This is a genomic window from Curtobacterium sp. AC273, assembly GCF_979253735.1.
The window spans coordinates 407,975-433,837 of the sequence record NZ_CEEDDU010000006.1; the positions used below are offsets into that span (position 1 = coordinate 407,975).

At 70.0% G+C, this 25,863-nt stretch carries 14 protein-coding genes and 11 pseudogenes; 8 read left to right on the forward strand and 17 right to left on the reverse strand.

The features are described 5' to 3' along the window. Positions 1-303: 303 nt before the first annotated feature. Together ACZ8AI_RS12490 and ACZ8AI_RS12495 are read right to left on the reverse strand one after the other, a co-directional pair. Positions 304-2,025 carry a beta-ketoacyl-ACP synthase III gene (locus ACZ8AI_RS12490; RefSeq protein WP_464858533.1) on the reverse strand — a complete coding sequence of 574 codons (1,722 nt, stop codon included), beginning with the start codon at positions 2,023-2,025 and terminating at the stop codon, positions 304-306. 57 nt (positions 2,026-2,082) lie between these two features. Further along, positions 2,083-2,518, reverse strand: a pseudogene (locus tag ACZ8AI_RS12495) (ChaB family protein); the annotation flags it as partial. A gap of 100 nt (positions 2,519-2,618) precedes the next feature. Here ACZ8AI_RS12495 and ACZ8AI_RS12500 point away from each other — a divergent pair. Next, positions 2,619-3,592 (forward strand): annotated as a pseudogene (locus tag ACZ8AI_RS12500) (aldo/keto reductase). A 119-nt stretch (positions 3,593-3,711) separates the two neighbouring features. On the opposite strand, the gene ACZ8AI_RS12505 reads toward ACZ8AI_RS12500, so the two are convergent. The 12 genes and pseudogenes from ACZ8AI_RS12505 to zapE (ACZ8AI_RS12560) all read right to left on the reverse strand — a co-directional run. Continuing rightward, positions 3,712-4,368: a tyrosine-protein phosphatase gene (locus tag ACZ8AI_RS12505; RefSeq protein ID WP_464858472.1), complete on the reverse strand. Its 657-nt coding sequence runs from the start codon at positions 4,366-4,368 to the stop codon at positions 3,712-3,714. A 324-nt stretch (positions 4,369-4,692) separates the two neighbouring features. Continuing rightward, a complete protein-coding gene (locus ACZ8AI_RS12510) occupies positions 4,693-5,487 on the reverse strand; it encodes a hypothetical protein (RefSeq protein ID WP_464858473.1) in 795 nt (264 codons plus the stop codon). Between the two features lie 41 nt (positions 5,488-5,528). Further along, positions 5,529-5,723: a hypothetical protein gene (locus ACZ8AI_RS12515; RefSeq protein ID WP_464858474.1), complete on the reverse strand. Its 195-nt coding sequence runs from the start codon at positions 5,721-5,723 to the stop codon at positions 5,529-5,531. Between the two features lie 57 nt (positions 5,724-5,780). Beyond that, complete coding sequence (locus tag ACZ8AI_RS12520; protein ID WP_464858475.1) at positions 5,781-6,119, reverse strand: hypothetical protein; 339 nt, start codon at positions 6,117-6,119, stop codon at positions 5,781-5,783. Positions 6,120-6,124: 5 nt separating this feature from the next. Further along, positions 6,125-6,649: a hypothetical protein gene (locus tag ACZ8AI_RS12525; RefSeq protein ID WP_464858476.1), complete on the reverse strand. Its 525-nt coding sequence runs from the start codon at positions 6,647-6,649 to the stop codon at positions 6,125-6,127. Between the two features lie 316 nt (positions 6,650-6,965). Next, positions 6,966-7,715 carry a hypothetical protein gene (locus ACZ8AI_RS12530; RefSeq protein ID WP_464858478.1) on the reverse strand — a complete coding sequence of 250 codons (750 nt, stop codon included), beginning with the start codon at positions 7,713-7,715 and terminating at the stop codon, positions 6,966-6,968. A gap of 16 nt (positions 7,716-7,731) precedes the next feature. Next, positions 7,732-9,732 (reverse strand): hypothetical protein, encoded by a 2,001-nt coding sequence (locus ACZ8AI_RS12535; protein WP_464858479.1) that lies wholly within the window; start codon positions 9,730-9,732, stop codon positions 7,732-7,734. After that, on the reverse strand, positions 9,729-10,088 hold the full coding sequence (locus tag ACZ8AI_RS12540; RefSeq protein WP_301603603.1) for a DUF6507 family protein: 360 nt from the start codon (positions 10,086-10,088) through the stop codon (positions 9,729-9,731). The genes ACZ8AI_RS12535 and ACZ8AI_RS12540 overlap by 4 nt, the downstream gene beginning before the upstream one ends. A gap of 397 nt (positions 10,089-10,485) precedes the next feature. Continuing rightward, positions 10,486-11,545, reverse strand: a pseudogene (locus ACZ8AI_RS12545) (DUF6177 family protein). A 135-nt stretch (positions 11,546-11,680) separates the two neighbouring features. Further along, a pseudogene (locus ACZ8AI_RS12550) lies at positions 11,681-12,956 on the reverse strand (ammonium transporter). A gap of 177 nt (positions 12,957-13,133) precedes the next feature. Then, on the reverse strand, positions 13,134-13,433 hold the full coding sequence (gene zapE, locus ACZ8AI_RS12555) for an AFG1/ZapE family ATPase (protein ID WP_464858480.1): 300 nt from the start codon (positions 13,431-13,433) through the stop codon (positions 13,134-13,136). Between the two features lie 208 nt (positions 13,434-13,641). Then, positions 13,642-13,860 (reverse strand): annotated as a pseudogene (gene zapE / locus ACZ8AI_RS12560) (AFG1/ZapE family ATPase); the annotation flags it as partial. Between the two features lie 467 nt (positions 13,861-14,327). Between zapE (ACZ8AI_RS12560) and ACZ8AI_RS12565 the strand changes: the two are divergent. After that, positions 14,328-15,212: pseudogene (locus ACZ8AI_RS12565) on the forward strand (sulfurtransferase); the annotation flags it as partial. A gap of 67 nt (positions 15,213-15,279) precedes the next feature. Continuing rightward, a complete protein-coding gene (locus ACZ8AI_RS12570) occupies positions 15,280-15,666 on the forward strand; it encodes a SufE family protein (protein WP_464858534.1) in 387 nt (128 codons plus the stop codon). Between the two features lie 52 nt (positions 15,667-15,718). On the opposite strand, the gene ACZ8AI_RS12575 is transcribed toward ACZ8AI_RS12570, so the two are convergent. Next, complete coding sequence (locus ACZ8AI_RS12575; RefSeq protein WP_464858482.1) at positions 15,719-16,432, reverse strand: alpha/beta hydrolase family protein; 714 nt, start codon at positions 16,430-16,432, stop codon at positions 15,719-15,721. Positions 16,433-16,964: 532 nt separating this feature from the next. Between ACZ8AI_RS12575 and ACZ8AI_RS12580 the strand changes: the two genes are divergently transcribed. The 5 genes and pseudogenes from ACZ8AI_RS12580 to ACZ8AI_RS12600 form a co-directional block, all read left to right on the forward strand. Further along, positions 16,965-17,213, forward strand: a complete 249-nt coding sequence (locus ACZ8AI_RS12580) for a DUF3000 family protein (RefSeq protein WP_464858535.1) — start codon at positions 16,965-16,967, stop codon at positions 17,211-17,213. Next, positions 17,162-17,548: a DUF3000 family protein gene (locus ACZ8AI_RS12585; protein ID WP_464858536.1), complete on the forward strand. Its 387-nt coding sequence runs from the start codon at positions 17,162-17,164 to the stop codon at positions 17,546-17,548. Before ACZ8AI_RS12580 ends, ACZ8AI_RS12585 begins: the two co-directional genes overlap by 52 nt. After that, positions 17,541-18,784: pseudogene (locus ACZ8AI_RS12590) on the forward strand (HRDC domain-containing protein). The gene ACZ8AI_RS12585 and the pseudogene ACZ8AI_RS12590 overlap by 8 nt, the downstream one beginning before the upstream one ends. 152 nt (positions 18,785-18,936) lie before the next feature. After that, positions 18,937-20,085 (forward strand): annotated as a pseudogene (locus ACZ8AI_RS12595) (thiolase family protein); the annotation flags it as partial. Then, positions 20,076-22,246: pseudogene (locus ACZ8AI_RS12600) on the forward strand (3-hydroxyacyl-CoA dehydrogenase NAD-binding domain-containing protein); the annotation flags it as partial. The pseudogenes ACZ8AI_RS12595 and ACZ8AI_RS12600, both read left to right, overlap by 10 nt. A 345-nt stretch (positions 22,247-22,591) precedes the next feature. Here ACZ8AI_RS12600 and dxs read toward each other — a convergent pair. Both dxs and acnA read right to left on the reverse strand, forming a co-directional pair. Continuing rightward, a pseudogene (gene dxs, locus ACZ8AI_RS12605) lies at positions 22,592-24,504 on the reverse strand (1-deoxy-D-xylulose-5-phosphate synthase); the annotation flags it as partial. Positions 24,505-24,719: 215 nt separating this feature from the next. Further along, a pseudogene (gene acnA / locus ACZ8AI_RS12610) lies at positions 24,720-25,807 on the reverse strand (aconitate hydratase); the annotation flags it as partial. Between the last annotated feature and the right edge of the window lie 56 nt (positions 25,808-25,863).

A 25,863-nucleotide genomic window follows, 5' to 3' on the forward strand; every position in this document is an offset into this window, starting at 1 on the left:
CGGGGGACGCCATCCGGACGACGCTCCCATCCGCGCGGCGTACCGTCGTGGCCATGGCCCGAGAGCAGAAGGACCAGGCGATCGTGCCGTTGCCGGTCTCCGACGTCACGTCCCGATCCGACGATCCCAGCGCACGGGTTCCCGTGCCGGAGCAACCCACCGGCTGGGTGAAGATGCTCGACCGCGTGCTCAGCGTGCAGCGTCCGGTCGTGGTCGCGCACGTCCGGAGCCTCCGTCGACGGCACCCCGACGCCACACCGGCGGAGATCATCCAGATCCTCGAACGCCAGTACCTGACCGCCGTCACGGGTGGCGGGGCAGCAGTCGGTGCGAGTGCGGTGATCCTGGGCGTCGGCATGGCCGCGGCACTCGGCCTGAGCGGCGTCGAGACCCTGGGCTTCCTCGAGACCACGGCGCTCTTCGCACAGTCGGTGACCGAGGTGCACGGCATCGCGCTCGACGACCCGGAGCGCGCGCTGCCTGCTCGTCATGGCGATGATCCTCGGCACCCCGGGCACGCAGCTCATCAACCAGCTCGCCGGTCAGATCGCGGGCGGTCAGGTGCGGACGGCGTTCTGGGGCGAGATGGTGACCTCCTCGTTGCCGAAGCAGGTCGTCAACGGGATCGGCGGGCAGGTCCGCGACCAGTTCATCAAGCGGTTCGCAGCGCGTCAGGGCACGACGATCGTCGGCCGGGCGCTGCCGTTCGGCATCGGTGCCGCCGTGGGCGGTCTCGGCAACCACGCGCTCGGACGCAAGGTGATCCAGGCCTCGCGCACGGGCTTCCGGGATGCCGCAGGCAGAATTCCCGATCGTGCTCGAACCGAAGGACGCGAAGAACTCGAAGGACCCGAAGCAGCCGAAGGCCGTCAAGCCGGAGAAGGCGCCCAAGGAGCGCCGTGCGCTCACGCGCCGCAAGGGTCGCGAGGACCTCTGGGCCGACACCCCGGACCGCTCAGGCGAGCACAACTGACGGCCCGCCACCCTGTGACGGACTGGAGGCGCGGTGCCGAGCTGGCACCGCGCCTCCAGTCCGTCAGCGACTCGCGACCACCGCGTCAGCGACGCACCGGCGTCGTCACCACCTGCCCGGCGTGGGCGAACCCCCCGCCGAACCCGAACAGCAGCGCCGGCACGCCCCTCGGGCAGCGAGCCCCGCGACCACGCCTTGGACAACCCGAGGGGGACGCTCGCAGCCGAGGTGTTCCCCGACTCGACCACGTCCCGCACGACGAACTTCGACTCGCCGCCGAGCGCCGTGACGAGCGGCTCGATGATCCGCAGGTTCGCCTGGTGGAACGCGAACACCTCGATGTCGTCGAGCGTGAGCCCGGCGGCCTCCACGACGGCACGCGCGTGACCCTCCGCCTCGGTGATGGCCCAGCGGTAGATCGAGCGACCCTCCTGGTTGAAGTGGCCGGGATCGCCCTCGACCCGCACGGCATCGAGCAGGTGCGGCACGCTCCCCCACGACACCGGTCCGATCTCCGGCGTGTCCGAGACGCCGACGACCGCTGCGCCCGCGCCGTCCCCGACGAGGACGCAGGTCGAGCGGTCGGTCCAGTCGGCGATGCTCGACAGGACCTCCGACCCGATCACGAGGGCCGTGTCGGCGGACCCCATCCGGACGGACTGGTCGGCGAGTCCCAGGGCGTACTCGAAACCGGAGCACGCGGTGTTGATGTCGATCGGCGCTGCCTGGGCGGAGAGGCCGAGCGCCGCCGCGACCCGACCGGCGGTGTACGGCGCTCGGTCCTGGTGGGTGGTCGACGCGACGATGACGAGGCCGACCTCGGACGGGTCGACCCCCGCGTCGGCGAGGGCGTTGCGGCCCGCCTCGATCGCCATCGACGTCACGGTGTCGTCGGGTCCGGCGATGTGCCGGGTCTCGATGCCGGTACGGGTGCGGATCCACTCGTCGTTCGTGTCGACCATGGTCGACAGCTCGTCGTTGGTGAGGACCTTGGCGGGCTGGTGGTGCCCGAACCCGAGGATCCGGCTGCCACGGAGTGCTGGGGTGTTCATCCTCGGCACGCTACTCCGCCTCGTGACCCGGTCATGCGCGGCGCGGCATACGTCACTTCGGGCAGCCGCGGTGGACCGGTCGTTCGCCTTCTTGATCGCGTCGACCAGTTCGTCCTTGTTCATCGTCGACCGGCCGCTGATGTCGAGCCGTTTCGCGATGTCCCTCAGGTGCGCCTTCGAGGCGTTCGCGTCGACGCCACCCTCGGTCTTCCTCCGCAGAACCCGCAGAACCCGAAAAACCCGAAGAACCCGAACCCGAACCCGAACCCCGGGAGCCGGCAGCGCCGGAGTCGGACGGCCCGGAGGACTCCTCCTCCTCCCAGTGGTCGCCGACCTTCTCGTACTCGTGCTTCACGGCGGCGAACGCCGTTCGGTGCGCGCGCTCGCCCGGACCGTAGGACTCGTTCGCCGAGTCGAGCGCCTTCTCGAAGATCTCCTGCGCGTGCTCCGGCGACCGCTGCAGGGTGCTGGGGATCTCGTCCTTGGCTGGCATGGGTGGCTCCTCTCGCTTGACCCATCCTGCCTACTCCCCGAACCCCGACCGGTACTCCCAGGCCCTGGCTCCCCCAGCGCGTCACGAGTAGACCGAGGTGATGGACTACACACATCTCGGACGGACAGGGCTGTCGGTCTCGCGCGCAGTGCTCGGCACCATGAACTTCGGCCCGGAGACCAGCGAGGACGACTCGCACGCGATCATGGACCGGGCGCACGAGCTCGGCGTGAACTTCTTCGACACCGCCAACGGCTACGGCGGCTCGGTGGGCAAGGGCGCCACCGAGGAGATCATCGGCCGCTGGTTCGCCAAGCGCGCGGCGGACGTCGCGAGAAGACGGTCCTCGCCACCAAGGTCTACGGCGAGATGATCGACTGGCCGAACGGCGGGAAGCTCTCGGCGTACAACATCCGCCAGTCGCTCGACGCCTCGCTGCGCCGCCTGCAGACCGACCACATCGACCTGTACCAGATGCACCACGTCGACCGGGACACCCCGTGGGACGAGATCTGGCAGGCCATGGAACTCGCGGTCGCGCAGGGCAAGGTGCTCTACGTCGGCTCGTCGAACTTCGCCGGCTGGCACATCGCCCAGGCGCAGGAAGCCGCGAAGCACCGCAACTTCCTCGGCCTCGTCAGCGAGCAGTCGATCTACAACCTCGTCGTCCGCGACGTCGAACGCGAGGTCCTCCCCGCCGCCCGCCACTACGGCCTCGGCGTGATCCCGTGGTCCCCGTTGCAGGGCGGGCTCCTCGGCGGCGTGATCGAGAAGACCGAGAACGGCTCGCGTCGCCTCTCGGGTCGCAGTGCCGAGTACGTCGACTCGCACCGTGACCAGCTCCAGGCCTACGAGTCCTTCGCGAAGGAGCTCGGCCACACCCCCGGCGAGCTCGCCCTCGCGTGGCTGCTGCACCAGCCCGGCGTCACGGCGCCGATCACCGGCCCGCGCACGATGGAGCAGTGGGAGTCCGCGGTCCGCGCCGTCGACATACGCCTCGACCAGCGTGCGCTGGACCGGCTCGACGAGATCTTCCCGGGGCACAAGACCTCGCCGGAGGACTACGCCTGGTGACGTCCCCGACGGAACCAGCGGGTCGCTGACGCGACCATCTGCCTGGAGGCGCGGTGCGGGTCGGACCCGCACCGCGCCTCCAGTGCGTGGTCACGTCCAGAGCGTGACCAGCGTCGCGATCAGAGGCGCGCGATCTCGTCGTCCTGCAGGCCGATCGCCCGCAGGTACGCGTCGACCGAGCCCCAGCGACGCTCGACGTGATCGATGACCGTGGTCATGATCTCCGGCACGCACCGTTGCGCGATCGCGGTGGCCTCGGGGTCGGCGCTCGCTGCGCGTTCCCGCGCGAAGCGGTCGACGAGCCGCTCCGCACTCATCGCGTAGTCCTTACCGATCGAGTCGATGTCCGCGCCCCAGTGCCGTGCGAGCAGCGCGCTGACGATCCCGGTGCGGTCCTTCCCGGCCGAACAGCACACCAACACGTCACCGTCGGTGGCAGCAACGGCGCGGAGTGCTTCGGCGATCCCGGTGCGGTGCCGGTCGAGCCAGTCGATGTACTGGTCCTCGAGGGCGATCGCCTCGGCGGCCGACTCGAGCCCCGACGACGGATCGAACATCGGGACACCTCGGTAGCCAGGCGACGCCGCGAGCGGATGCGGCACGGCGGCGGTCTCGTCGACCCGGCGGAGGTCGATCACTTCGGCGAGACCGGGCGGGTAGGCGTCCGGCCCCACCGGTTCGGTGTTCGCCCGGTACACGGTGCGGGGGTGGTCGGCCTGGAGGGCGGTACCGCCGACGGGGCGGAGGTTGCTGAGGATGCTCGTCGTCGAGTTCACGCCTTCATCCTGCCGCGCGCGGACGCGGGCAGCCGCTGCGGGTGGTAGCTCACCCACGTCCAGCGACCGCCGAAGTCCGTTCGGAGCGCGCCCAGGAGCTCCCGGACGAGATCCCAACCGTCACCCGACATGACGATCCCGAGCGGACTGACGACGATGCTCCCGACCGCGTCGTGCTCGCCCATCAGGGCAGTCTTCCCGCAGTTCCCGCAGGAGAGCCTCGGTTCGGGACCCTCGAGCCACAGGTTGAAGGCCCCCCAGAACGTGTCCTCCGGGAACGGCGTGCCGCAGGAGCGACAATCGGAGTGGTCCCCGGAGCTCCTCTCAAGAGCTCACGACGTTGGCGATCTCCTGGTCCGCGAGCTGGTCGATGAGCGACAGCAGCACGACGACGTTGCAATGGAACGCTTGGTCGTTGCTGATCGCGTCTCGCGACGGGTTACCCTCGTCCGAATTCTGCTGCGCCGGGTCGTCGACCACACCAGCTGCCGCTGCATCTCGGAGTAGGCGCATCATCTGACTCACCCGTGTCGATGCGAGCAGTTCACTGTAAACCGCTTCCGTGATCACATCACGTTCCAGTATGGCATCTCGATCATCGCCGAGCAGCTGGATCGTGTCACGGACCATTTCCCGGACGATCGACCAGTTCGAGCTGCTCCCGAGCGGCTCGAGTCGGGCGTCCCACCTGTCGGAGAAGTGCAGCGGAGATGCGCCGAGACGTTCGACGAGCCATGGTGGTGTCGTAGACGCAGGCCGCGGATGCATCACCATGTCTTCTCGCAATTCCGAATTCTCCACCGGCAATGAGTCCACGAGCTGTCCATCGATGTCGATCAACAGTGGCCATCGGGGCTCGTCGTCCCAGGAGAACTCGAACTGCTGAGCACCACGTGAATCGAGGCGCAGGAGCCCTGTGAACCAGGCACCCTGTTCTGGTTCGGCCATGACTTCGCGCAGTCGACTCCACGCCTCGAATTCCGCGAGGTCAGCGGGAGGGGTGTGGATGACTGCAACGCCAGTGTCGACGGCCCGCTCGATCCGCGCGGTCACGCCGAGACTGACGAAGACACTCGTCGAACGTTGCCACCCTGATCCCAGCCGGTCGAACGTGAGCATCGCGAGCGCATCCTGTTGGTCGATGACTTCAGCTGCAGAACTCAATCGGCGAGGCCTCCGGCCCTTGTTGCCGCCTCATGCGAGACGTGGCTCTCGACGCGGGCATCATCGAATGCTTCAGACGCATCACGGTAGTCCATCTCCCAGGCGGGGTAGAAGATTGCAGGGAGAAGAGATGGAAGCGCGGGAAATGTTCGACGAAGTTCCACCGTACCCAGATCTTCGATCTCAGGCATGTATCACACCTCCGGAGGCGTTGGGAATGCGGTCTTGATGAAGAAGCCCGAGCAGGTTCAGTCGAAGGCCTTCGGAATCGCGCCGTTGGCGAGCTCGTCGACTCGCTGCCCCACTTCCCGCAACAACGCTCGACCTGACCCCGAACCGATGCGGTAGTTCGCGTTCATACGGCGAAGGAACGACTCCACCTCGCCGTCCTCTGCGCCATCCACACGTAACGAGACGAACTCCTTCCGCGTCTCCGCAAGCTCCTCCCCGCTGAATCCGGCGATGTAGAAGTCGATGTAGGCGGCAACGGACGAGTAGTCGTCCCACCAACGCTGGTAGAGGTTCTCGAGGAAGCCCCCGAGGAGTGGGATTGTAGCTGAATAGTTCTCGTACCCGATCTCGGTCATGCCTGTCACGTCAGCCTCCGAGCTTCGTCGGGTGAGCGGTACGGACCACGAAGCCCCCCGGACTGTTCTAGTCCCACAACAACTGCATCCACATCTGCTTCTCGTCCGTGAAGACACCTTCGCTGAACCGCCGTCCGATCACTTGATCGAATTCGGCCTTTCGATCGTTCCGGTGTGGGAATCAGCCCCGCGGACGACTCGGCGCGGTGGGACCCACCGTCGACCCGGTCCGCCACCGAGTGCAACCAGTGCGACCCCGGATCCGGACGCCCCACCTCGATGTGCGGCCGCCCGACCCCGACGCCGAACCCGTCCGGCGTCGCCTTGGCGTGCTCGACGCTGACCTTCACGGTTGGGATGTTGTCCCCGAGCCGCCGGAGCGCATCCGCGAACACGCCGCGCCCCCGCGCCAGCAGGTCCGAGACCCCGGACAACGCCTTCCCCGGAAGCGCCGACAAGGCCCGACCGCCGACTCTGAAGTCTTCGACTGGATCGATGGTTGCGTTGAACCCCGAGATCAGCGAGAACACGCCCCCATCGCTGCTACCAGAATGGAGGATGTTCCGGATTTCGGATCGGATTGTGATCGCGAAAGCCTCCGAGAAGCCTTCGAGTGCGTCCCGCAGAGGGCAGGCGCATCGTCGTAGTTCATCCCCACGACGGCTAGAACGCTGCTGGGAGCAGACCGCCCAGCGACGAGGATGCGCGACGGAGAGTCGCCGCATTCCAGGCACGCGGGTCCGGGGTGATCATCACCCGCGGCTCGCCGGCCGTTGCACCTCGAAACACGATCTGCCGAATTGTCTGGCCACCGCTACGCACCGTCATGCGAGTCCACGACGGCGATCAAGAAGAGATGATGAGGCCGCCGGCATCCTCGATGACATCGGCGGTCGCCACGATGCTCGCCACTGTTGTCACCAAGTCGTCGGAGTCGTCATCGATCATGAGCCATGTGCCCCCGTCCGCGACCGTCGTCTTCGCTGCCGTCGGCAGGTCGATCGCGGACAAAACGGAACTGTGGTCTCCGCGGAAGAAGTTGGTCAGACCGATGAGGGTTGCACGTCGTTTCTGACTCCGGTTGGCGTCGCGCACGGAGACCTGCGCGAGATCGGCATGCCAAAGTTCGACGAGTCTCCGGACGACTTCGGCCTGATGTTTTCCGAAGGAGTCCCGGAGGTCTACTGACGCTCCTGGTTCGAGCGCCCGAAGTGACACTGCAACTTCGTTCACGATGTGCCGAGTCACCGACGCGCCGACATGCAGTCGCAAGGAGGCCCCGACACCCTCGCTCGGCATGCTCACCAACGTCACACCGTAACCGTCTTGCGGAAATGGCTGACCATCATGATTACGCGCAACTCCTCGTTCGATGAGGAGCTCGACGGCGGAGTCGGCGAGCTCGTCGACACGCGAGCCGTCCGCGTCCTGGGAGGAGGGGTCGAGGAGGGTCCAAGGGCCAGCGAATGGCGGTCCGCAGAGCGCCAACACCTTCAATGACTCTCGCAACGCCGCAATCACCCCAGTTGCGTCGAACGACCGGGTTCCCCACTGGACCCGGATCGAAGGCTGCTGCGTGGTCCAGATCGAGGTCAATTCTTTCCGTCCGTCGTCATGGCATCGACCGAATGATCACATCGACGTCGAGCCGTTGGTCGACGAGCGTGTCATCGAGGAGTTCGCCGAAGCGTCTGTCCGTCACGATGTATTCTAGTCGGCCGCCACCGACGTCCTCAATTGCTTGAAGCTGCCGGCGGATGTTCGAGACCACCTTGTCGATCTCAGCGCCGTCCTTCGCGAACAACTGCTCGGGCGTCCACTTCTTGAACGTGTACCAGAACGAGTGATCGCCCTTCGTGTCCACGAAGACGCGTTCGCCGGCCTCCACTCGGAAGCCGTCCAGGGCTACCTTTCTCCCGTCATCGGTCCGGATCACGAGTTCCGGCACAGTTCCGTCACCTGGTTGGTGAATCCCGGTGAAGTACTGCTGCTCGGCCATTCCGGCCTTGTTGCGCTTCACCAGCTCCCACGTCGCGGTCGCGTGATCAGACTGGAGTTCCACGCGTCCGTATGACCGGCTGGTCCCCGGAGCGATCGCCGTGTGGGGGTCACGAGCAGGCGGTGCGGCTGGTTCGACCACCTGATCACCGTGTCCGCCCCTGTGTGTCCCCGACGGCTCAACGTGATCCGCCACCGAGTGCAACCAGTGCGACCCCGGCTCCGGATGCCCGACCTCGATGTGCGGCCGCCCGACCCCGACGCCGAACCCGTCCGGCGTCGCCATGGCGTGCTCGACGCTGACCTTCACGGTCGGGATCCTGTCCCCGAGTCCGCGGAGTGCATCCGCGAACCCGCCACGCCCCCGCGCCAGCAGGTCCGAGACTCCCGACAACGCCTTGCCCGGCAGGCTCGACAGCGCATCTCCGACGCGCACGATCGTGGTGCCGGCGGCCGCGACCTTCGAACCGATCGCCGCGAGCTTGCTGCCGTCCGCCCCGAGCACCGCGAGCCGCGACCCGAGCGCCGCCACCTTCGCGCCCGCGCCGATCTCGCCCGCGCCGGGGATGAACAGCGTGCCGATGTTGAACGCGGCACCACCGGCAGCGTGAGCGGGGTCGTCCCGCCAGTCCTCCGGCGACCCGACGAAGCCCTCGACGAGGGTCTTCTGCTGGTCCATGATGTTCCGCGCGGTGTCACCGACGACATCCGGCAGGACGCCCTTCGGCAGCGCCGCGGCGATCAGGAGCGGCGGGCTGCCCATCAGGACGATCAGCCCGAGCGACTCCGCGAAGCCCTTCCAGGACTGCGCCGCCCAGTCGCCGTCGCCCCACTCGCCGGTCTGCGAGTTGTAGCCGACGAGGCCGCCGAGTCCCTCGACCGTGCCCTTCGCGGCGTCGTACACCCCGGAGTCGAACGATTCCTGGCACGACTGGTCGCCGCGCCCGGTGCTCCCCCACGGCATCGGCTCGTTCGCCTTGACCGCGGCCGTGTAGTCGACGGCCTGCACCGGAGCCAGGCACATGTCGGTACGCAGCCCGTTGATCGCGTTGACACACTCAGCGGACGCGGCGGAGAGCTTCGTCTCCTGCTCGGCGACCTTGGTGAGCAGCTCGTTGTTCTCGTCGACGTACGGCGTGTACTGGTCCCACGGCAGGTGCACGTCGTCGAGCACCTCGCCGAAGTTCTGGACGAGACCGACGATGCCCTGGTTGGCCGGGTGCTCCGGGTCCCACGGGCCGACGGTCTTGCCCTTCAGCGCCTTCTCGACGAACGTCGCGGCCTCGGCCTTCAGTTCGACGAGCCGCTTCGCGATGGGCGCGACCGCCGTCGCGTAGTCGCCGATGAACGTCGACGCCTTCTGCAGGGTCGCGGCGAGTGCCGCGGTGTCGGTCTCGACGCCGTCCATGACCGCGAGCAGGTCTGCCGAGTCCGGCGTCGTGTAGCTGCTGCCGAGCTTCGCCCACGCGGTCTTCACCTCGCCGCCGCGCGTCTCGACGTCGGTGGCCGACGTCGAGAACGCCGTGCCGGCGGTCTCGACCTTCGCCGCGTCGATGTTCGCGCCGGGTATCGCATCCGGATCGATCAGGCCGTCGGCGCGGCACTGGCTCGTCACTGGTCACCACCCAGGTCGAAGGCCGAGAAATCGCCGGTACTGGAGGCACGGATCGCGTTGGTCTGCGCCGTCGCGGCCATCTCCTCGTCACCGTGGTAGTAGGCGAGGGTTGCGGTGGCAGCGCCGGCCAGACCGGCGGTGATGTGGTTGCCCACGCGCGTCAGGAGGGCCGTGTGGCTCTCGATGAGCGCGGCCACGGCGCCGGCGACCGCCTGGTCGTCCCCGACGGCGGTCGTGAGCGCCGCGTGGGCGTCGGCGAGACCGTCGAAAGCGGTCGAGAGGTTCGTCGCCGCGGTCTCGGTGTCGGTGAGCGTCGTCTGCACGCCCGCGGGCTCGATCTGCCAGCCGTTCCCCATGGCTCCCCCTGGTCGTGGTCCCGCTCGGTCAGAGCGATCGCGTGGTCACTGCACGGCTCGGGACTCCGCCGTTCCCCCGGCGGCGTCCGCGATGCTGCGCACGATCCGCTCGGCCGTCCCCCGGAACGGGGTTGCGCAGCCGCGTGGATCTCGGTCCACCATAGCCGATCACCCGCCACCGACAACGGTCTGGTGAGCAGCCGCTCCGCGTCGATGACGCTGTCGAGCCGGCGGGACTGGAAGAGCGTGAGGAGCACCACCCCGTCGTCCGAAACGAGCTGCAACGCATCGCCCGCCCAGAGCTGGCGGATGCCGATCATCGGGTCGACCGCAGCGGCCCCGGTCAGCACGGCTGCGGCGTCCACGTGCTCGGCGCTGAGGATGGTCCACTCGGCGCTCATCGGTCCGCCCCGAACCCGAGCAGTTCGACGGCACGGGGGCCGAGCGCGGTGCCGAGCTCGGCGAGCCGCCGCCAGCGGGCCTCCACCTCGGCGCCCCCGGTCAGCCCTGCGGTCGGCGGCGAGAAGTCGAGCAGCAGCGACGGCACCCGCGGCGTCCCGACCGGCGCGGCACCCACCGGCAACGAACCGGTGTCGACGCCGAGGTCCCGCACGGCGGCGGCACCCACGACCGCTCCGAGGGGGACGGGCATGCCGCGCTGCCGAGCGGCGAGGGTCGCGTCTGCGTGCCCGCCCGACCGCCACGCCGTTGCGAGCAGCACGCGCTGTCGACGCGCGAGGTCGGCCAGGACGTCGACGACCGGACCGTCCACCGGAGGCGAGTCGTTCCCGGGGACCGGCACCGTGCCTCCCGGCCGGGGCAGTGCCAACCGTGTCTCCTCCGTGACGCCGGTGGCGGACCGTTCGATCCGGAGCTGCACCGCCGCGACGCCGCCGTCGACCGGGGCGACGGCGACGAGCCGGGTCGGACGGGGCGCGCCCGCGGGCGAAGTCGGTGACGGCGCCGACGCTCCAGGCGAGCGTGGCCGGCTCGACGGTGCCCCAGGCGGTGGGCGCGATGCCGGCGAGTCCCTCGAGCAGGAGCTCGACGGTGCGGCCGACGCCGGCCTGCTCCGTGGCGGGGTGGTGGACGGACACGATCAGCTCGACCCAGGGGACCTCGTCGGCGCCGAGCCGGCTGGTGCGCGGCGAGGCCTGCGGGGCGAGCATCGCGGTCGCGACGTCGTCGACGACCTCGGCAGAACCGGCGGCGCGGTAGCGATCACCCTCGCGGACGACCCACGCGCTGCTCGTGCGCCGGAGCATCGCGAGCATCGCCGGGGTGAGGCGGCTCGTGGGCGGGGTGAGCAGCACGAACGCGAGGTCGGCAGCCCGGGTCTCGAGCACCACGCCCATGCGGGAGGAGGAGAGCGACACGATCGCGGCGTCGGTCTCGGAGACGACGAAGCCGGGACCGACGGCGTCGACGAGCGGGTGCGCGAGGGTGACGTCGTCCACGCCGGAACCCTACCGGTCGCTCGCCGTTCGGGATCGAACCCAGCCCGCGCCGCAGCGCACCGCGCGCACCCCGGCACGACGACGGGCCCCGCGCTGCTGTGTGCGCGGGGCCCGTCGGACGGGTGGTGCTGGTGCCTAGCGGACCGAGACCGGGGTCTCGTCGCGGTCCTCGTACAGGACGTAGCCCTCTTCACCGTGGACGGCGGTGTCGATGCCGGCGACCTCGTCCTCGGTCTTGACGCGGAAGCCCATCGTCTTCTCGATGATCATGCCGATGATGAACGCGAGGATGAACGAGGTAGGCGCCGACGGCACCGGCAGCAGCGGCCTGCTTGCCGAGCTGGGCGAACGAACCGGAGTAGATCAGGCCGGTGTCGTTGGCGAAGAAGCCGAGGTACAGCGTGCCGACGATGCCGCCGACCAGGTGCACGCCGACCACGTCGAGCGAGTCGTCGAAGCCGAGGCGGTACTTCCAGTCGATCGCGAAGCAGCAGATGATGCCCGCGATGAAGCCGAGCAGGATGCCCCAGCCCGGGGTCAGGTTGGCACATGCCGGCGTGATCGCGACGAGGCCGGTGACGGCACCCGAGGCGGCACCGATCGAGGTGGCCTTGCCGTCCTTGAGCTTCTCGACGAGCAGCCAACCGAGGATCGCGGCGGCGGGGGCGGCGAGCGTGTTCACCCAGGCGATCGCGGCGATGCCGTCAGCAGCGCCCTCGGACCCGGCGTTGAACCCGAACCAGCCGAACCACAGGATCGCGGCACCGAGCAGGACGAAGGGCGGGTTGTGCGGCTTGTGCGCACCCTTGGCGAAGCCGACGCGCTTGCCGAGGACGATCGCCAGGGCGAGACCCGCTGCACCGGCGTTGATGTGCACCGCGGTGCCACCGGCGAAGTCGATGACGCCCCAGGTCGCGGCCCAGCCCGAGGTGAGGTTGAAGACCCACGAGGCGACCGGGAAGTACACCACGGTGACCCAGACGCCCGCGAAGACCATCCAGGCGCCGAACTTGGCGCGGTCGGCGATGGCGCCGGAGATGAGCGCGACCGTGATGATCGCGAAGGTGGCCTGGAAGCCGACGAACGCCATCGACGGGTACGCGGCGTTGATCGTGGAGGCCTTGGCCTCCTCGAACGCCTGGCCGAGGCCGATCTGGTTCCAGTCGATGCTGAAGAAGCCGACGACGCCGGAGACCGCCGTGCCGTCACCGTGGTTGGCGAAGGCGATCGCGTAGCCGTAGAGCACCCAGAGGACGCTCACCAGGGCGATCGCCCCGAAGGACATCATCATCATGCTGATGACGGACTTGGCCTTCACCAGACCGCCGTAGAAGAAGGCCAGGCCGGGTGTCATGAACAACACCAGCGCCGCCATGACCAACACGAACGTCGTGTTGCCCTGATCAAGCATCTGTTCACCTCTCGATTGCACCAACGGCTCTTGGACCGCTTCGGGTGTGACGAGTCTGGCGACGTGAGGTTTCACGAGGGAGCACGAAGTGTTTCGCGGGTGTAACGCGAGGGCGCTCCGTGTAAACGTCGTGTTTCGTACCCCGGTCAGTCCCCTGAACGAGGGGCGTGCAGACGATCAGGCACGGGACAGCGCGACGACCCGGCTGGCAGCGCGGAGGTACTTCTTCCGGTAGCCGCCGCTCAGCATCGACTCCGGGTAGACCTGGTCGAGCGGGGTGCCGGACGCGACGATCCTGACCTGCGCGTCGTAGAGCCGGTCGACGAGCGCCACCCAGCGGAGCGCGTCGGTCTGGTCGGCGAACGCCTGCACGTCGGTCAGTCCGACGGCGTCGAGCCCCTCCACCATGGCGACGTACTTCGACGGGTGCACCGAGCCGAGGTGCGCGACGACGGTCCGGAAGTCGTCGAGCGTCACCTCGCCCGCGGGCAGCGACCCGGGACGTCGGTGACCACCCGGGCCGACTCGTCGACCGCGCGGCGGCGGTAGTCGAGGCCGTCGATGCGCAGGGTGTCGAACCGGTCGGACATCGCCTGGATCTCACGGAGGAAGTCCTGTGCCGCGAACCGTCCCTCGCCGAGGGCCCCGGCGGGGTGTTCGACGTCGCGGCGAAGCGGGTGCCGGTCTCGGACAGCTCCTTGATGAGCCGGGTCATCACCATCGTGTCGCCCGGGTCGTCGAGCTCGAACTCGTCGATGCAGACGAGCGCCGTCCCGCGCAGCAGGTCGACGGTGCCCTGGAACCCGAGGGCGCCCACGAGCGCGGTGTACTCGATGAAGGTGCCGAAGGTCTTCCGGCCGGAGGCCGCGTGGTACGCCGCGGCGAGCAGGTGGGTCTTGCCCACCCCGAAGCCGCCGTCGAGGTAGACGCCGGACGTGGCGGCAGCCTCCGTCGAGGCCGGCCTTCCGACGCCCGAACAGCCCGCGACGCGGCGAGGGCGGCCTCCGGTCCCGCGACGACGAACGCCTCCACCGCGTCCCGGACCTCCGCCTGCGACGGGTAGTCCGGGTCGGGCCGGTACGACGCGAACGACGCCTCCGTGAACTGGGGCGGCGGGACCAGCGACGCTGCCATCTGCTGCGGGGTGACCTGCGGGTCACGGTCGACGAGACGAGCTGGCTGTGGCAACTGCGAGACCCTCCGGGAAGCATGTCGTGCGGTGTCACGTTGCAGGAGGCGACGGGACGTCCGCGTACCGTTGCCCAGAGGCACCGACGACCGATCCTAGTCCCGGTGCCGTGCCGACGATCCGTCGGAGCACGTCGCCCGCACCCTGGAGGTAGCCCACCATGACCGCACCCGGTCGACCCGTCCGAGAAGTTCACCGCCTACGCGCACCCGGAGCGCCTCGTCTCCACCGAGTGGCTGCAGGAACAGCTCGACGCGGACACCCCCGACCTGGTCGTCGTCGAGTCCGACGAGGACGTCCTGCTCTACGAGACCGGGCACATCCCCGGCTCCGTGAAGATCGACTGGCACACCGACCTCAACGACCCGGTGCTGCGAGACTACGTCGACGGCGAGGCCTTCGCGGAGCTGCTCGGCGGCAAGGGCATCGGCCGCGAGACCACCGTGGTGATCTACGGCGACAAGAACAACTGGTGGGCCGCCTACACGCTGTGGGTCTTCTCCCTCTTCGGCCACGAGGACGTCCGTCTCCTCGACGGCGGCCGCGCGAAGTGGATCGCCGAGGACCGCGCGATCACCACCGACCCCACGACGGTCACACCGGTCGAGTACCCGGTCGTGGACCGCATCGACACCGAGATCCGTGCCTACAAGGACGACGTCCTCGCGCACCTCGGCAAGCCCCTCATCGACGTCCGCAGCGCGCCCGAGTACAGCGGCGAGCGGACGACCGCCCCGGACTACCCGGAGGAGGGCGCCCTCCGCGCCGGCCACGTCCCCACCGCGGTCAACATCCCGTGGGCGACCGCCGCCGCACCCGACGGCACCTTCCGGTCGCGCGAGGAGCTCGACGCGATCTACCGCGAGGGCGCCGGCATCGGCGACGCCGACGAGGTCATCGCCTACTGCCGCATCGGCGAGCGGTCGAGCCACACCTGGTTCGTCCTGCAGCACCTGCTCGGCTACGAGAACGTCCGCAACTACGACGGCTCGTGGACGGAGTGGGGCAGCGCCGTCCGCGTCCCGATCGCCGTCGGCACCGAACCGGGTACGCTGCCGAACCGATGACCGACGTACTCCCCAGCCCCTCGCCGAGATCCGCGACGACTTCCTCGAGCTGTCCCAGCAGGACCGGCTGCAGCTCCTCCTCGAGTTCTCGAACGAGCTCCCGGCACCTGCCCGAACGGTTGCAGGGCCACGAGGACGAACTCGAACGCGTCGAGAGTGCCAGTCCCCCGTCTTCATCACGGTGACGGTGGGCGAGGACGGTGACCCCGACGACGTCGTCCGCATGCACGCGACGGCCCCGCGCGAGGCGCTGACCACCCGTGGCTTCGCCTCGATCCTGGCGCAGGGCCTGTCCGGCCTGACCGTCGCGCAGGTGCTCGCCGTGCCGGCCGACTACCCGCTGACGCTCGGGCTCTCCGAGGCGGTCAGCCCGCTGCGGATCCGCGGGATGGTCGGCATGCTCGGCCGGGTGCAGCGACAGGTCGGGCTGCAGACCGCAGACGCAACCGCCTGACGGCCGGGAGGCGCGGTGCCAGCTGGCACCGCGCCTCCTCGGCCGGTCGCGTCTACCGCGCGCTGGTCGCGTCGTCCCGCTGGACCACCTCGGTGAGCCACGCGAGGATGCGCGCGTCGAACCAGTCGGCGTCGTAGTTCCAGAGCTTCGTGTGCCGCGCGGTCGTCTGCACCTCGAGCCGGACCAGGTCCGGCCGGGCCTCGGCCAACCGGTGCGACGCGGAGGACGGGACGAACCCGTCGTCGTCGCTGTGCAGGAGCAGGATCGGCACGGACAGTTCGTCCGCCCGCGCGACCATGTCGAGTTCCCGCAGGTCGACGGGCCGGTGCAGGCCGGTCGCCCGGTGCAGGACCGGCGTGCGGAGCAGCCGCTGCGCCACCTTGCGCACCGGCCGGGGCAGGCGCAGGAGCTGGCTCTGCGACTTGAGGACGGCGTGCCAGTCGACGACGGGCGACTCGAGCACCACCCCGTCGACCAGGTGGGCGAAGCGGGAGCGGACGAGGTCTGCAGGACCACGGCGCCGCCCATCGACCAGCCCATCAGGACGACGCTCGACGCGCCCCGGCCGGCGAGCCAGCGCAGGACGGCGTCGATGTCCTCCCACTCGGTGCTGCCGAGGCCGTAGCGGCCGTCGACGCTGCGCAGGGCGACGCCGTCGTTCCGCCAGCTCGCCAGCACCACGGAGTACCCCGCCGCCCGGAAGACCGGGACCGCGCGGATCGTCTCGGCGCGGGTCACGCCGCGGCCGTGCACGAGGACGGCCCACGGGGCGTCCGGGTCGTCGGCGCGGATCACCCAGGCGGGCGCCGGGCCGTTCGGGGTGGGGACGTCGACGTCCTCGACGGGGACGTCGAGCTCGCCGGGGGTCAGGTAGAACCAGCCGCCCCAGCGACCGCGACGTGCGGCGGTCGGGTCGCCGGCGTCGATCGTGATGATGCGGCGCGTGACGGTGGTGTCGGTCGTGCCGAGGACCTCGCCGACGCGCATGTGGCCGGTGCCGCCGCCGAACCAGAGCGAGTACCGGCCCTGCAGCTCGGTGTCGGCCGTGCGCTCGATCGTGACGGTCTTCCGGACGGGGTCGACGGCGTGGATCGGGACGCGCTCGTTGCGCTTGCGGTCGGGGGTGACCACGGCGCGGGCGACGGCGGCGACGAAGCCACCGATGACGGCCGTCCCCACCGCGGCAGCTGCCAGACCAGCGCCGAGTGCGATGAACCCGGCCGATCGAGCGGTCTCCTGGACGACGTCCTCGGCGGGTCGCGCGGATCGGGACATGGCCCGGAGCCTAGTCTGCATGTGTGTCCGAAACCCGAGAGCCCGACGCCTTCGCGCGGCTCCGTGCGTTCGTGGCGTCGGGCGGCACCCGCGCCGAGACGACGATCACCGAGATCCCCTCGCCGTCACGGATCGCCCCGTTCTCGATCGCCCTCGCGGCGGACGTGTCCGGCGCGGTGCACGGCATCGACCTGACCTGGGGACGGGGCGCTTCATCGCGCTGCACGACCCCGACGAACCGGAGGGCTGGGGCGGCGCCTACCGCATCGTGACCTTCGCGCAGGCGCCGCTGGAACCGGAGATCGGCGTCGACGAGTTCGTCGCCGACGTGACGTGGAGCTGGCTCGTGGACGCCCTCGCGGCGCACGGCGCGGAGTACGACCGCGCGTCCGGCACGGCGACCAAGATCATCTCCCGCGGCTACGGCGACCTCTCCGCGCAGGGCGACGGCGCACAGCTCGAGCTGCGTGCGTCGTGGACCCCGCGGGGGGACGACCTCACCGCACACGTCGAGGCGTGGGAGGAGATCGTGGCGATGCTCGCCGGTCTGCCGCCCGCGTCGGACGGCGTGACCCTGTTGGCCCCGAGGAGGACCGCACGTGACTGACCCCGCCGCTCCGGCAGCGTCCCCGTTCGAGGCCGGCCACGACGCCGTCCACGTGATCGAGTCGCGTGCGGAGTACCTCGACGCGGTGGCGGCGATCGCCGCCGGGCACGGCCCAGTCGCGGTCGACGCCGAGCAGGCCAGCGGCTACCGCTACTCGCAGCGCGCCTACCTCATCCAGGTGTTCCGCCGCGGCGCCGGTGCGTTCCTGTTCGACCCGATCCCGATCGGCGACTTCTCCGAGCTGCAGGACGCCATCGTCGACGAGGAGTGGCTGTTCCACGCCGCCTCGCAGGACCTGCCGTGCCTGCAGGAGGTCGGCCTGGTGCCGACGCGCATCTTCGACACCGAGCTCGGTGCCCGCATCGCCGGGTTCCCACGCGTCGGACTCGGGCGGTCGTCGAGCAGCTGCTCGGCATCACGCTCGCGAAGGCGCACTCCGCCGCCGACTGGTCGACCCGTCCGCTGCCGCAGTCGTGGCTGGTCTACGCGTCCCTCGACGTCGAGCTGCTCCCGGACCTCCGCGACGCCCTCGCCGAGCAACTCGAGGTCGCCGGCAAGACCCGCATCGCGGCGGAGGAGTTCGCCGCCGTGCTGCACCGTGCGCCGAAGCCCCCGCGCGCCGAGCCCTGGCGACGGCTGTCCGGCATGCACGCGCTCCGCGGGGCCCGTGCGCTCGCGATCGCCCGGTCGCTCTGGCTCGCCCGCGACGCCTTCGCGCGCGAGGCCGACATCGCACCCGGACGGACGATCCCCGACTCCGCGATCGTCGCAGCAGCGGCCGCGAACCCGGAGTCGAAGGGCGAGCTGAGCGGCGTGAAGGCGTTCACCGGGCGTGCCAGCCGCTCCGAGCTCGACCGCTGGTGGGCCGCCGTCGAGGAGGGCCGGACCACCGAGGACCTGCCGAAGCTCCGCGGCACCGGAGAGGCCACGCTGCCGCCGCCCCGCGCCTGGGCCGACCGGAACCCCGCCGCCGACCGCCGCTACAAGGCCGCCCGTGCCGCCGTCGTCGCCCGCGCCGAGGAACTCGACCTGCCCGTCGAGAACCTCCTCACGCCGGACACGCTCCGCACCGTCTCGTGGGAGCCGCCGACGCCGATCGCGACCGAGACCGTCGGCGCCGTGCTCGCCGCGCACGACGCCCGCCCGTGGCAGGTGGAGGAGACCGCGTCGATCATCGCGCACGCCTTTGTCGCTGCTGCACAGGAGCCTGCTGCCGAGAGCAACACGGAGTCGTAGGAACGCCCCAACCGGCATGCGTCCGCCCAGCATCGGGGCATAGCGTCGTCCTGCATGCCGGGGTGTGACCCGGCCGGTCGGGGCGGAACGTGCCCCGGCGTGATCGATGAGGATCTGGAGGCCCAGATTGCCAAAGGCAGCAAGTCGTCTTCGTGGACGGCGTTCGGACACCGTTCGGACGAGCCGGGGAGAAGGGGGTGTTCTGGAAGACCCGTGCCGATGACCTGGCGGTGCACGCCATGCGCGGGCTCCTCGACCGGAACGCCTCGCTGGACGGCGCCGCGGTCGACGACGTCGCCGCCGCGGCGACCACGCAGCAGGGCGACCAGGGGCTCACGCTCGGCCGGACCGTGGGGATGCTCGCGGGCCTCCCGAAGACCGTTCCCGGGTACGCGATCGACCGGATGTGCGCCGGTGCCATGACGAGCGTCACGACGCTCGCCGGAGCCATCGCGTTCGGCGCGGCCGACGTCGCCATCGCCGGCGGGGTCGAGCACATGGGCCGCCACCCGATGGGGTTCGGCGCCGACGTGAACCCGCGGTTCGTCGCGGAGCGCATGGTCGCGAGCGACGCACTCGTGATGGGCCTGACCGCCGAGCGGCTGCACGACCGCTTCCCGGCGATCACGAAGGACCGCACGGACGCCTACGCCGTCCAGTCCCAGCAGCGCTACGCCGCCGGCGTGGGCCGCGGGCAAGTTGCAGCCGGACCTGGTGCCGGTCGAGGTCAACAACGGCGAGGGCTGGGACATCGTGTCCAGCGACGAGCCGCCGCGACCCGGCACCACGCTCGAGGCGCTGGCCGCCCTGAAGACGCCGTTCCGGCCGCACGGTCGGGTCACCGCCGGCAACGCCGCGGGCCTGAACGACGGCGCCACCATGAGCCTGCTCGCGTCGTCCGACGCCGCGAAGGAACACGGCCTGCCGACGAAGATGCGCATGGTCTCGTTCGCGTTCGGCGGGCGTCGACCCCGAGGTGATGGGCATCGGCCCCGTCCCCGCCACCGACAAGGCGCTCGCCAAGGCCGGACTGTCGATCGACGACATCGGCCTCTTCGAGATCAACGAGGCGTTCGCCGTCCAGGTGCTCGCCTTCCTCGACAACTACGGCATCGCGCAGGACTCCCCGAACGTGAACGGCTGGGGCGGCGCCATCGCCGTCGGCCACCTCGCTCGCCTCGAGCGGGGTCCGCCTGATGACCCAGCTCGCCGCGCAGTTCGCCGAGTGTCCCGACGTCCGGTACGGCATCACCACGATGTGCATCGGGCTCGGCCAGGGCGGCACCGTCATCTGGGAGAACCTCGTCGTTCAGCCGTTCCGCCGCACGAAAGGCCTCGTGATCGTGACCACCACCGACAACGACCGGCCCTCGCGCTCAGCGAGGACGAGGTCGTCACCCACTCGTACGTCAAGCACGTCGCGCTCCCCTCGGGTGGCACGCCTCTCGCGCTCATCACGCTCGACAACGGCAAGGACTACAAGGCCGTCGACGCTGGGACCGCGCACGCTGTACGAACTGTCCGGGGTGCTCGACACCCTCCGGACCGAGGCGTCCGCCGGCACGATCCAGGCCGTCGCGATCACCGGCAAGGAGTACTGCTTCGCCGCCGGCGCCGACCTGTCGCAGGCGGCTTCGGTGCCGTCGCGCGAGGTCGCGCACGACCTCGCCGCCCTCGGCCACGCCACCCTCCGGAAGCTCTCCGACCTCGGCGTCCCCTCGTTCGCGCTCATCAACGGCATCGCGCTCGGCGGTGGGCTCGAGATCGGCCTGCACTGCACCTACCGCGTGTTCTCGTCGGCGGCGCAGGGCATCGGCCTGCCCGAGGTGTTCCTCGGCATCATCCCCGGGTGGGGCGGCGCGACGCCGCTCCCCGCCTGATCGGACTCGAGAAGGCGCTCCGCGTCATCGTCGAGAACCCGCTCAAGAACAACCGCCTCATGGACGGGCCGGCCGCGGTCGAGCTCGGCATCGGCGACGCGCTCATCCCGTCGGTGACCTTCCTGCCCTCCGCCGTGACGTGGGTCGACGGCGTGACTCCCGGCCGGACGAAGGTCGTCCGGAAGAACGAGCCCGGCATCATCGAGAAGGCCGCGTGGGGCACGGTCGCCAAGGTCGCTCGGGGCCAGGTCGCGTCGAAGATCGGCACCGTCCCGAAGTCGCCGTTCCGGGCGCTCGACCTCGTCGCCGCCGCTCGCGGTGGATCGTTGGACGAGCGGTTCGCCGACGAGGACGACGCCCTTGCCGACCTCATCTCCGGCGACCAGTTCGCCGCGTCGATGTACGCGTTCGACCTCGTGCAGAAGCGTGCGAAGCGTCCGGTCGGCGCCCCCGAGGGCGTCGAGGCGAAGAAGATCACGAAGGTCGGCGTCCTCGGCGCCGGGCTGATGGCGTCCCAGTTCGCCCTGCTCTTCGCCCGCCGTCTCGGTGTGCCCGTCGTCATCACCGATGTCGACCAGTCCCGGGTCGACGCGGTGTGTCGCGGATCTCCGGTGAGGTCGACAAGCTGCTCGACAAGGGCCGTGTCTCCCCCGATGACGCGAACCGCATCAAGGCGCTCGTGACCGGGTCGGTGTCCTACGACGCCTTCGCCGACGCCGACTGGGTGATCGAGGCAGTCTTCGAGGAGATGTCCGTCAAGCAGGAGGTCTTCCGGAAGATCGAGCAGGTCATCGCGCCGGACGCCATCCTCGCCACGAACACCTCGTCGCTGTCGGTGTCCGAGATGGGCTCCGTGCTGTCCGACCCGTCACGCCTGGTCGGGTTCCACTTCTTCAACCCGGTGGCGGTGATGCCGCTGCTCGAGGTCGTCCGGAGGGCCCAGACCTCGGACGAGACCCTCGTCACGGCGCTGGCGGTGGCGAAGACCCTGAAGAAGACGGCGATCATCACGGCCGACCAGCCCGGCTTCGTCGTGAACCGGGTGCTCGCGCGGGTGCTCGGCGAGGCGATGCGCGGCGTCGAGGAGGGCACTCTGCTCGACGTCGTCGCGGCCGGTGCTGCGCCGCTGGGGCTCCCGATGTCCCCGTTCGAGCTCCTCGAGCTCGTCGGGCTGCCGGTCGGCGCCCACGTGCTCGACTCGCACCACGCGGCCTGGCCGGAGCGCTTCTACCCCGGCGACGGGCTGAAGAAGATCGCCGAGTACGGGCACATCCTGACCCGCGACAAGAAGGGCAACGCGACCGGGTACGACCCAGCCGCCGTGAAGCTCTGTCGCGCCGTCTCGGCGTGATGCGCAGCCGGTGGACGCTGCCGAGATGCAGGGGCGCTTCGAGGACGCCCTCGCAGACGAGCTGCACCGCTCGAGGACGACGTGGTCCAGCACGTGGAGGAGATCGACCTCGGCCTCATCCTCGGCGCGGGCTACCCGTTCCAGGCCGGCGGGATCAGCCCGTACCTCGACCGCTCCGGCGCCTCGGAGCGTGTCTTCGGCGGGGCGTTCCACGACCCGCTGATCGTCGGCCCCGCCTCCCGCTATGCGCCCCACGGAAACCGACGTCGAACCGACCGCTGCGGCCGGTTCGATGTCGGTTTCGTGGTTCGTCGGCGAGCCGCCGATGCCGCCGGCGCCGAGGTCGCCTGCCGTCCCGCCGGCCCGATGACGCGATCGCACCCCTCCGCGAACATCGCGCCCCCGTACACCGGGGCGCGGTGTCCGCACCGGGGTGCAAATCCGGCGCCACGCACGCACGCGCGCGCCCGCACTCGCGCACGCACCTCGCGCCCGAACCCACACGCGCACCCGCGCACATCCGGCCGCCGCGGCGCCCCGCTCAGCCGTCGACGGACGACCGCGACCGCGCCGGCTTCGCCTGCGCGGCAGCTTCGTGCCCACCACCTGGTCGATCACATCGCGCGCGATCGCCTGCGCGGTGAGCCCCGCATCGGCGAGGATCTGCGAGCGGGAGGCGTGGTCGATGAAGGCGTCCGGCAGTCCGAGCTCGTTCACCCCGGTGTCGACCCCGGCGGCCCGCAGGTCCTGCCGCAGCCGCGTGCCGACCCCGCCGATCCGCACGCCGTCCTCGATGGTGATGACGGAGTCGGTGGTGCTGGACAGGTCGATGAGCGACGCCGGGATCGGCACCACCCATCGCGGGCCGACGACGGTGACGCCGATCCCCTGCGCCTCGAGCAGTGTGGCTGCCTCGAGGGTGACGGGCACCATCGGAGCCGACCGCCACCAGGAGGACGTCCTCCTCAGCGCCGGACTCCGGCGCCGTGGAGCACGCCGACGCCGTCGGGCAGCCGCCGCAGCGCCGGGATGTCCGGACCGACCTGGCCCTTCGACCAGCGCAGGACGGTCGGGGCGTCGTCGACGGAGATCGGCCTCGCGGAACCTTCGCGGAGCGTGGGTGAGTCACGGGCGTGGCGATGCGGATGCCCTGGACCACCTGCAGCAGCGCGAGGTCCCACATGCCGTGGTGCGACGGGCCGTCAGGGCCGGTGATGCCCGCGCGGTCGAGGACGAACGTCACGCCGGCCTTGTGCAGGGCGACGTCCATGAGGACCTGGTCGAACGCCCGGTTGAGGAACGTCGCGTAGAGCGCCACCACGATGCAGTCCTCCGAACGCGAGCCCCGCGGCGGTGGTCACGGCATGCTGCTCCGCGATGCCGACGTCGATCACCCGCGACGGGTGGCGCTCCTGGAACAGGTGCAGCCCCGTCGGCCGGAGCATCGCCGCGGTGATGGCCACGATCTTCTCGTCCGACGCGCCGACGTCGGCGAGGGTCGACGCGAACACCGACGTCCACGACGGACCGGACGAGACGTCGAGCGACTCGCCGGTCTCGGGGTCGATGTGTCCGACGGCGTGGAACTGGTCCGCCTGGTCGCGGAGCGCCGGCTTCCTCGAAGCCGTGGCCCTTCTCCGTGATGGCGTGCACGATCGTCGGGGCGCCGTACTCCTTGGCCTGCCGGAGCGCGGCTTCCATCGCCCGCTGGTCGTGGCCGTTCACCGGGCCGATGTACTTGATGTCGAGGTTCGAGTAGAGCGCCTCGTTGTTGGTGAACCGCGACAGGAAGCCGTGCAGTCCGCCGCGCATCCCGCGGTAGATCGCCTGGTCCCGGAGCGCCGAACCGGCTTCCGCCACCGCCCGGGAGGTCTCGCACAGCGCGCGGTACTCCCGTCGCGTCCGCACCGAGCTGAGGAACCGCGCCATGCCACGGATCGTCGGCGCGGTACGAGCGCCTGTTGTCGTTCACCACGATCACGAGCCGGCGGTTGTTGCCGTCGGAGATGTTGTTGAGCGCCTCAGCACGTCATCCCGCCGGTGAGGGCACCGTCGCCCACCACGGCGACGACCGTGCGGTCCGTCTGCTCCGCCTGCACGAACGCACGCGAGATGCCGTCCGCCCACGACAGCGAGGACGACGTGTGCGAGGACTCGACGATGTCGTGCTCGGACTCGGCCTTGGCCGCGGCGGGTAGCCCGCGAGCCCCCCGCGCTCGCGCAGCCGCGAGAAGTCCTGCCGCCCGGTCACCAGCTTGTGCACGTACGACTGGTGCCCCGTGTCGAACACGAACGCGTCGTGCGGCGAGTCGAACACGCGGTGCATCGCGAGGGTCAGTTCGACCACGCCGAGGTTCGGACCCAGGTGCCCACCGGTCTTCGCCACCTCGGCGACGAGCAGGAAGCGCCGGATCTCCGCGGCGAGGTCGGTCATCTGTGCGTCCGACAGACGCTTCCAGGTCGCGCGGCGACGTGATGCTGGGGAGCAGACTCCACGGGCGCTCCTTTCGTGGGGCTGGTCCCCCACCATATCCGCGTGGGGGGACAACGGACTCGGAGGCGCGGTGCCAGCTGGCACCGCGCCTCCAGTCCGTCCGCCGGTCACCCCCGAAACGGCTCGAAGGGGCGGCTGCCCGCAGCGCTGTATCGCTGCGGGCAACCGCCGAGGTTGTGTCTTGCGGGGGTGGGGAGGGCGGAGGCTAGACGTGAGCGAACGCAGCACGTACTGCAGTGATGCCGCCGTTGCGGTGGTCCGCCTCACCGGGGGTGTCGATGCGGACGACCGCGTCGAACTCGATCGGCTGCTTGCCGGCGGGCGAGTGCTCGCTCGGCGTCGCGGTGACGTGCACCGTCTTCGGGGTCCGGCCCTCGTTCAGCTCCGTCAGCTCCTGGAGATCGAGACGACCTCGGTGCCGTCGAGCCCGAGGGACTCGACCGACTCGCCGGCGGGGAACTGCAGCGGGACGACGCCCATGCCGATCAGGTTGCCCGAGCGGTGGATGCGCTCGAAGCTCTCGGTGATGACGGCCTTCACGCCGAGCAGGTTCGTGCCCTTCGCCGCCCAGTCACGCGACGAGCCGGAGCCGTACTCCTTGCCGCCGAAGATGACGAGCGGGATGCCCTGCTCCTGGTAGTGCTGCGAGGCGTCGTAGATGAACGACTGGTGCACCGTCCGGCGTCGTGAAGTCGCGGGTGTAGCCGCCCTCCACACCGTCGAGGAGCTGGTTGCGCAGGCGGATGTTCGCGAACGTGCCGCGGATCATGACCTCGTGGTTGCCGCGACGCGAGGCCGTAGGAGTTGAAGTCCTTGCGGTCGACGCCGTGCTCGGCGAGGTACTGACCCGCCGGGCTGTCCGCCTTGATCGAACCGGCCGGCGAGATGTGGTCGGTGGTGACCGAGTCGCCCAGCTTCGCGAGCACCCGGGCGCCGGAGATGTCCGACACCGCGTCGGGCTGCATCGTCATGCCCTCGAAGTAGGGGGGCTTCCGGACGTAGGTCGACTCGGTGTCCCACTCGAAGGTGTCGCCCGTCGGGGTCGGCAGGTTCTTCCAGCGGTCGTCGCCCTCGAACACGGAGCCGTACTCGTGGGTGAACATCTCGGTGTCGATCGACGCGTCGATGACCTGCTGGACCTCGACCGCGTCGGGCCAGATGTCCTGCAGGCGGAAGACGTCGTTGCCGTCCTGGTCGGTGCCGAGCGAGTCCTTGTCGAAGTCGAAGTGCATCGACCCGGCGAGGGCGTACGCGATGACCAGTGGCGGGGACGCCAGGTAGTTCATCTTCACCAGCGGCGCACGAAAAACGCGAAAGCGTTTCACGATAAATGCGAAAAACGGTTAAACACCCA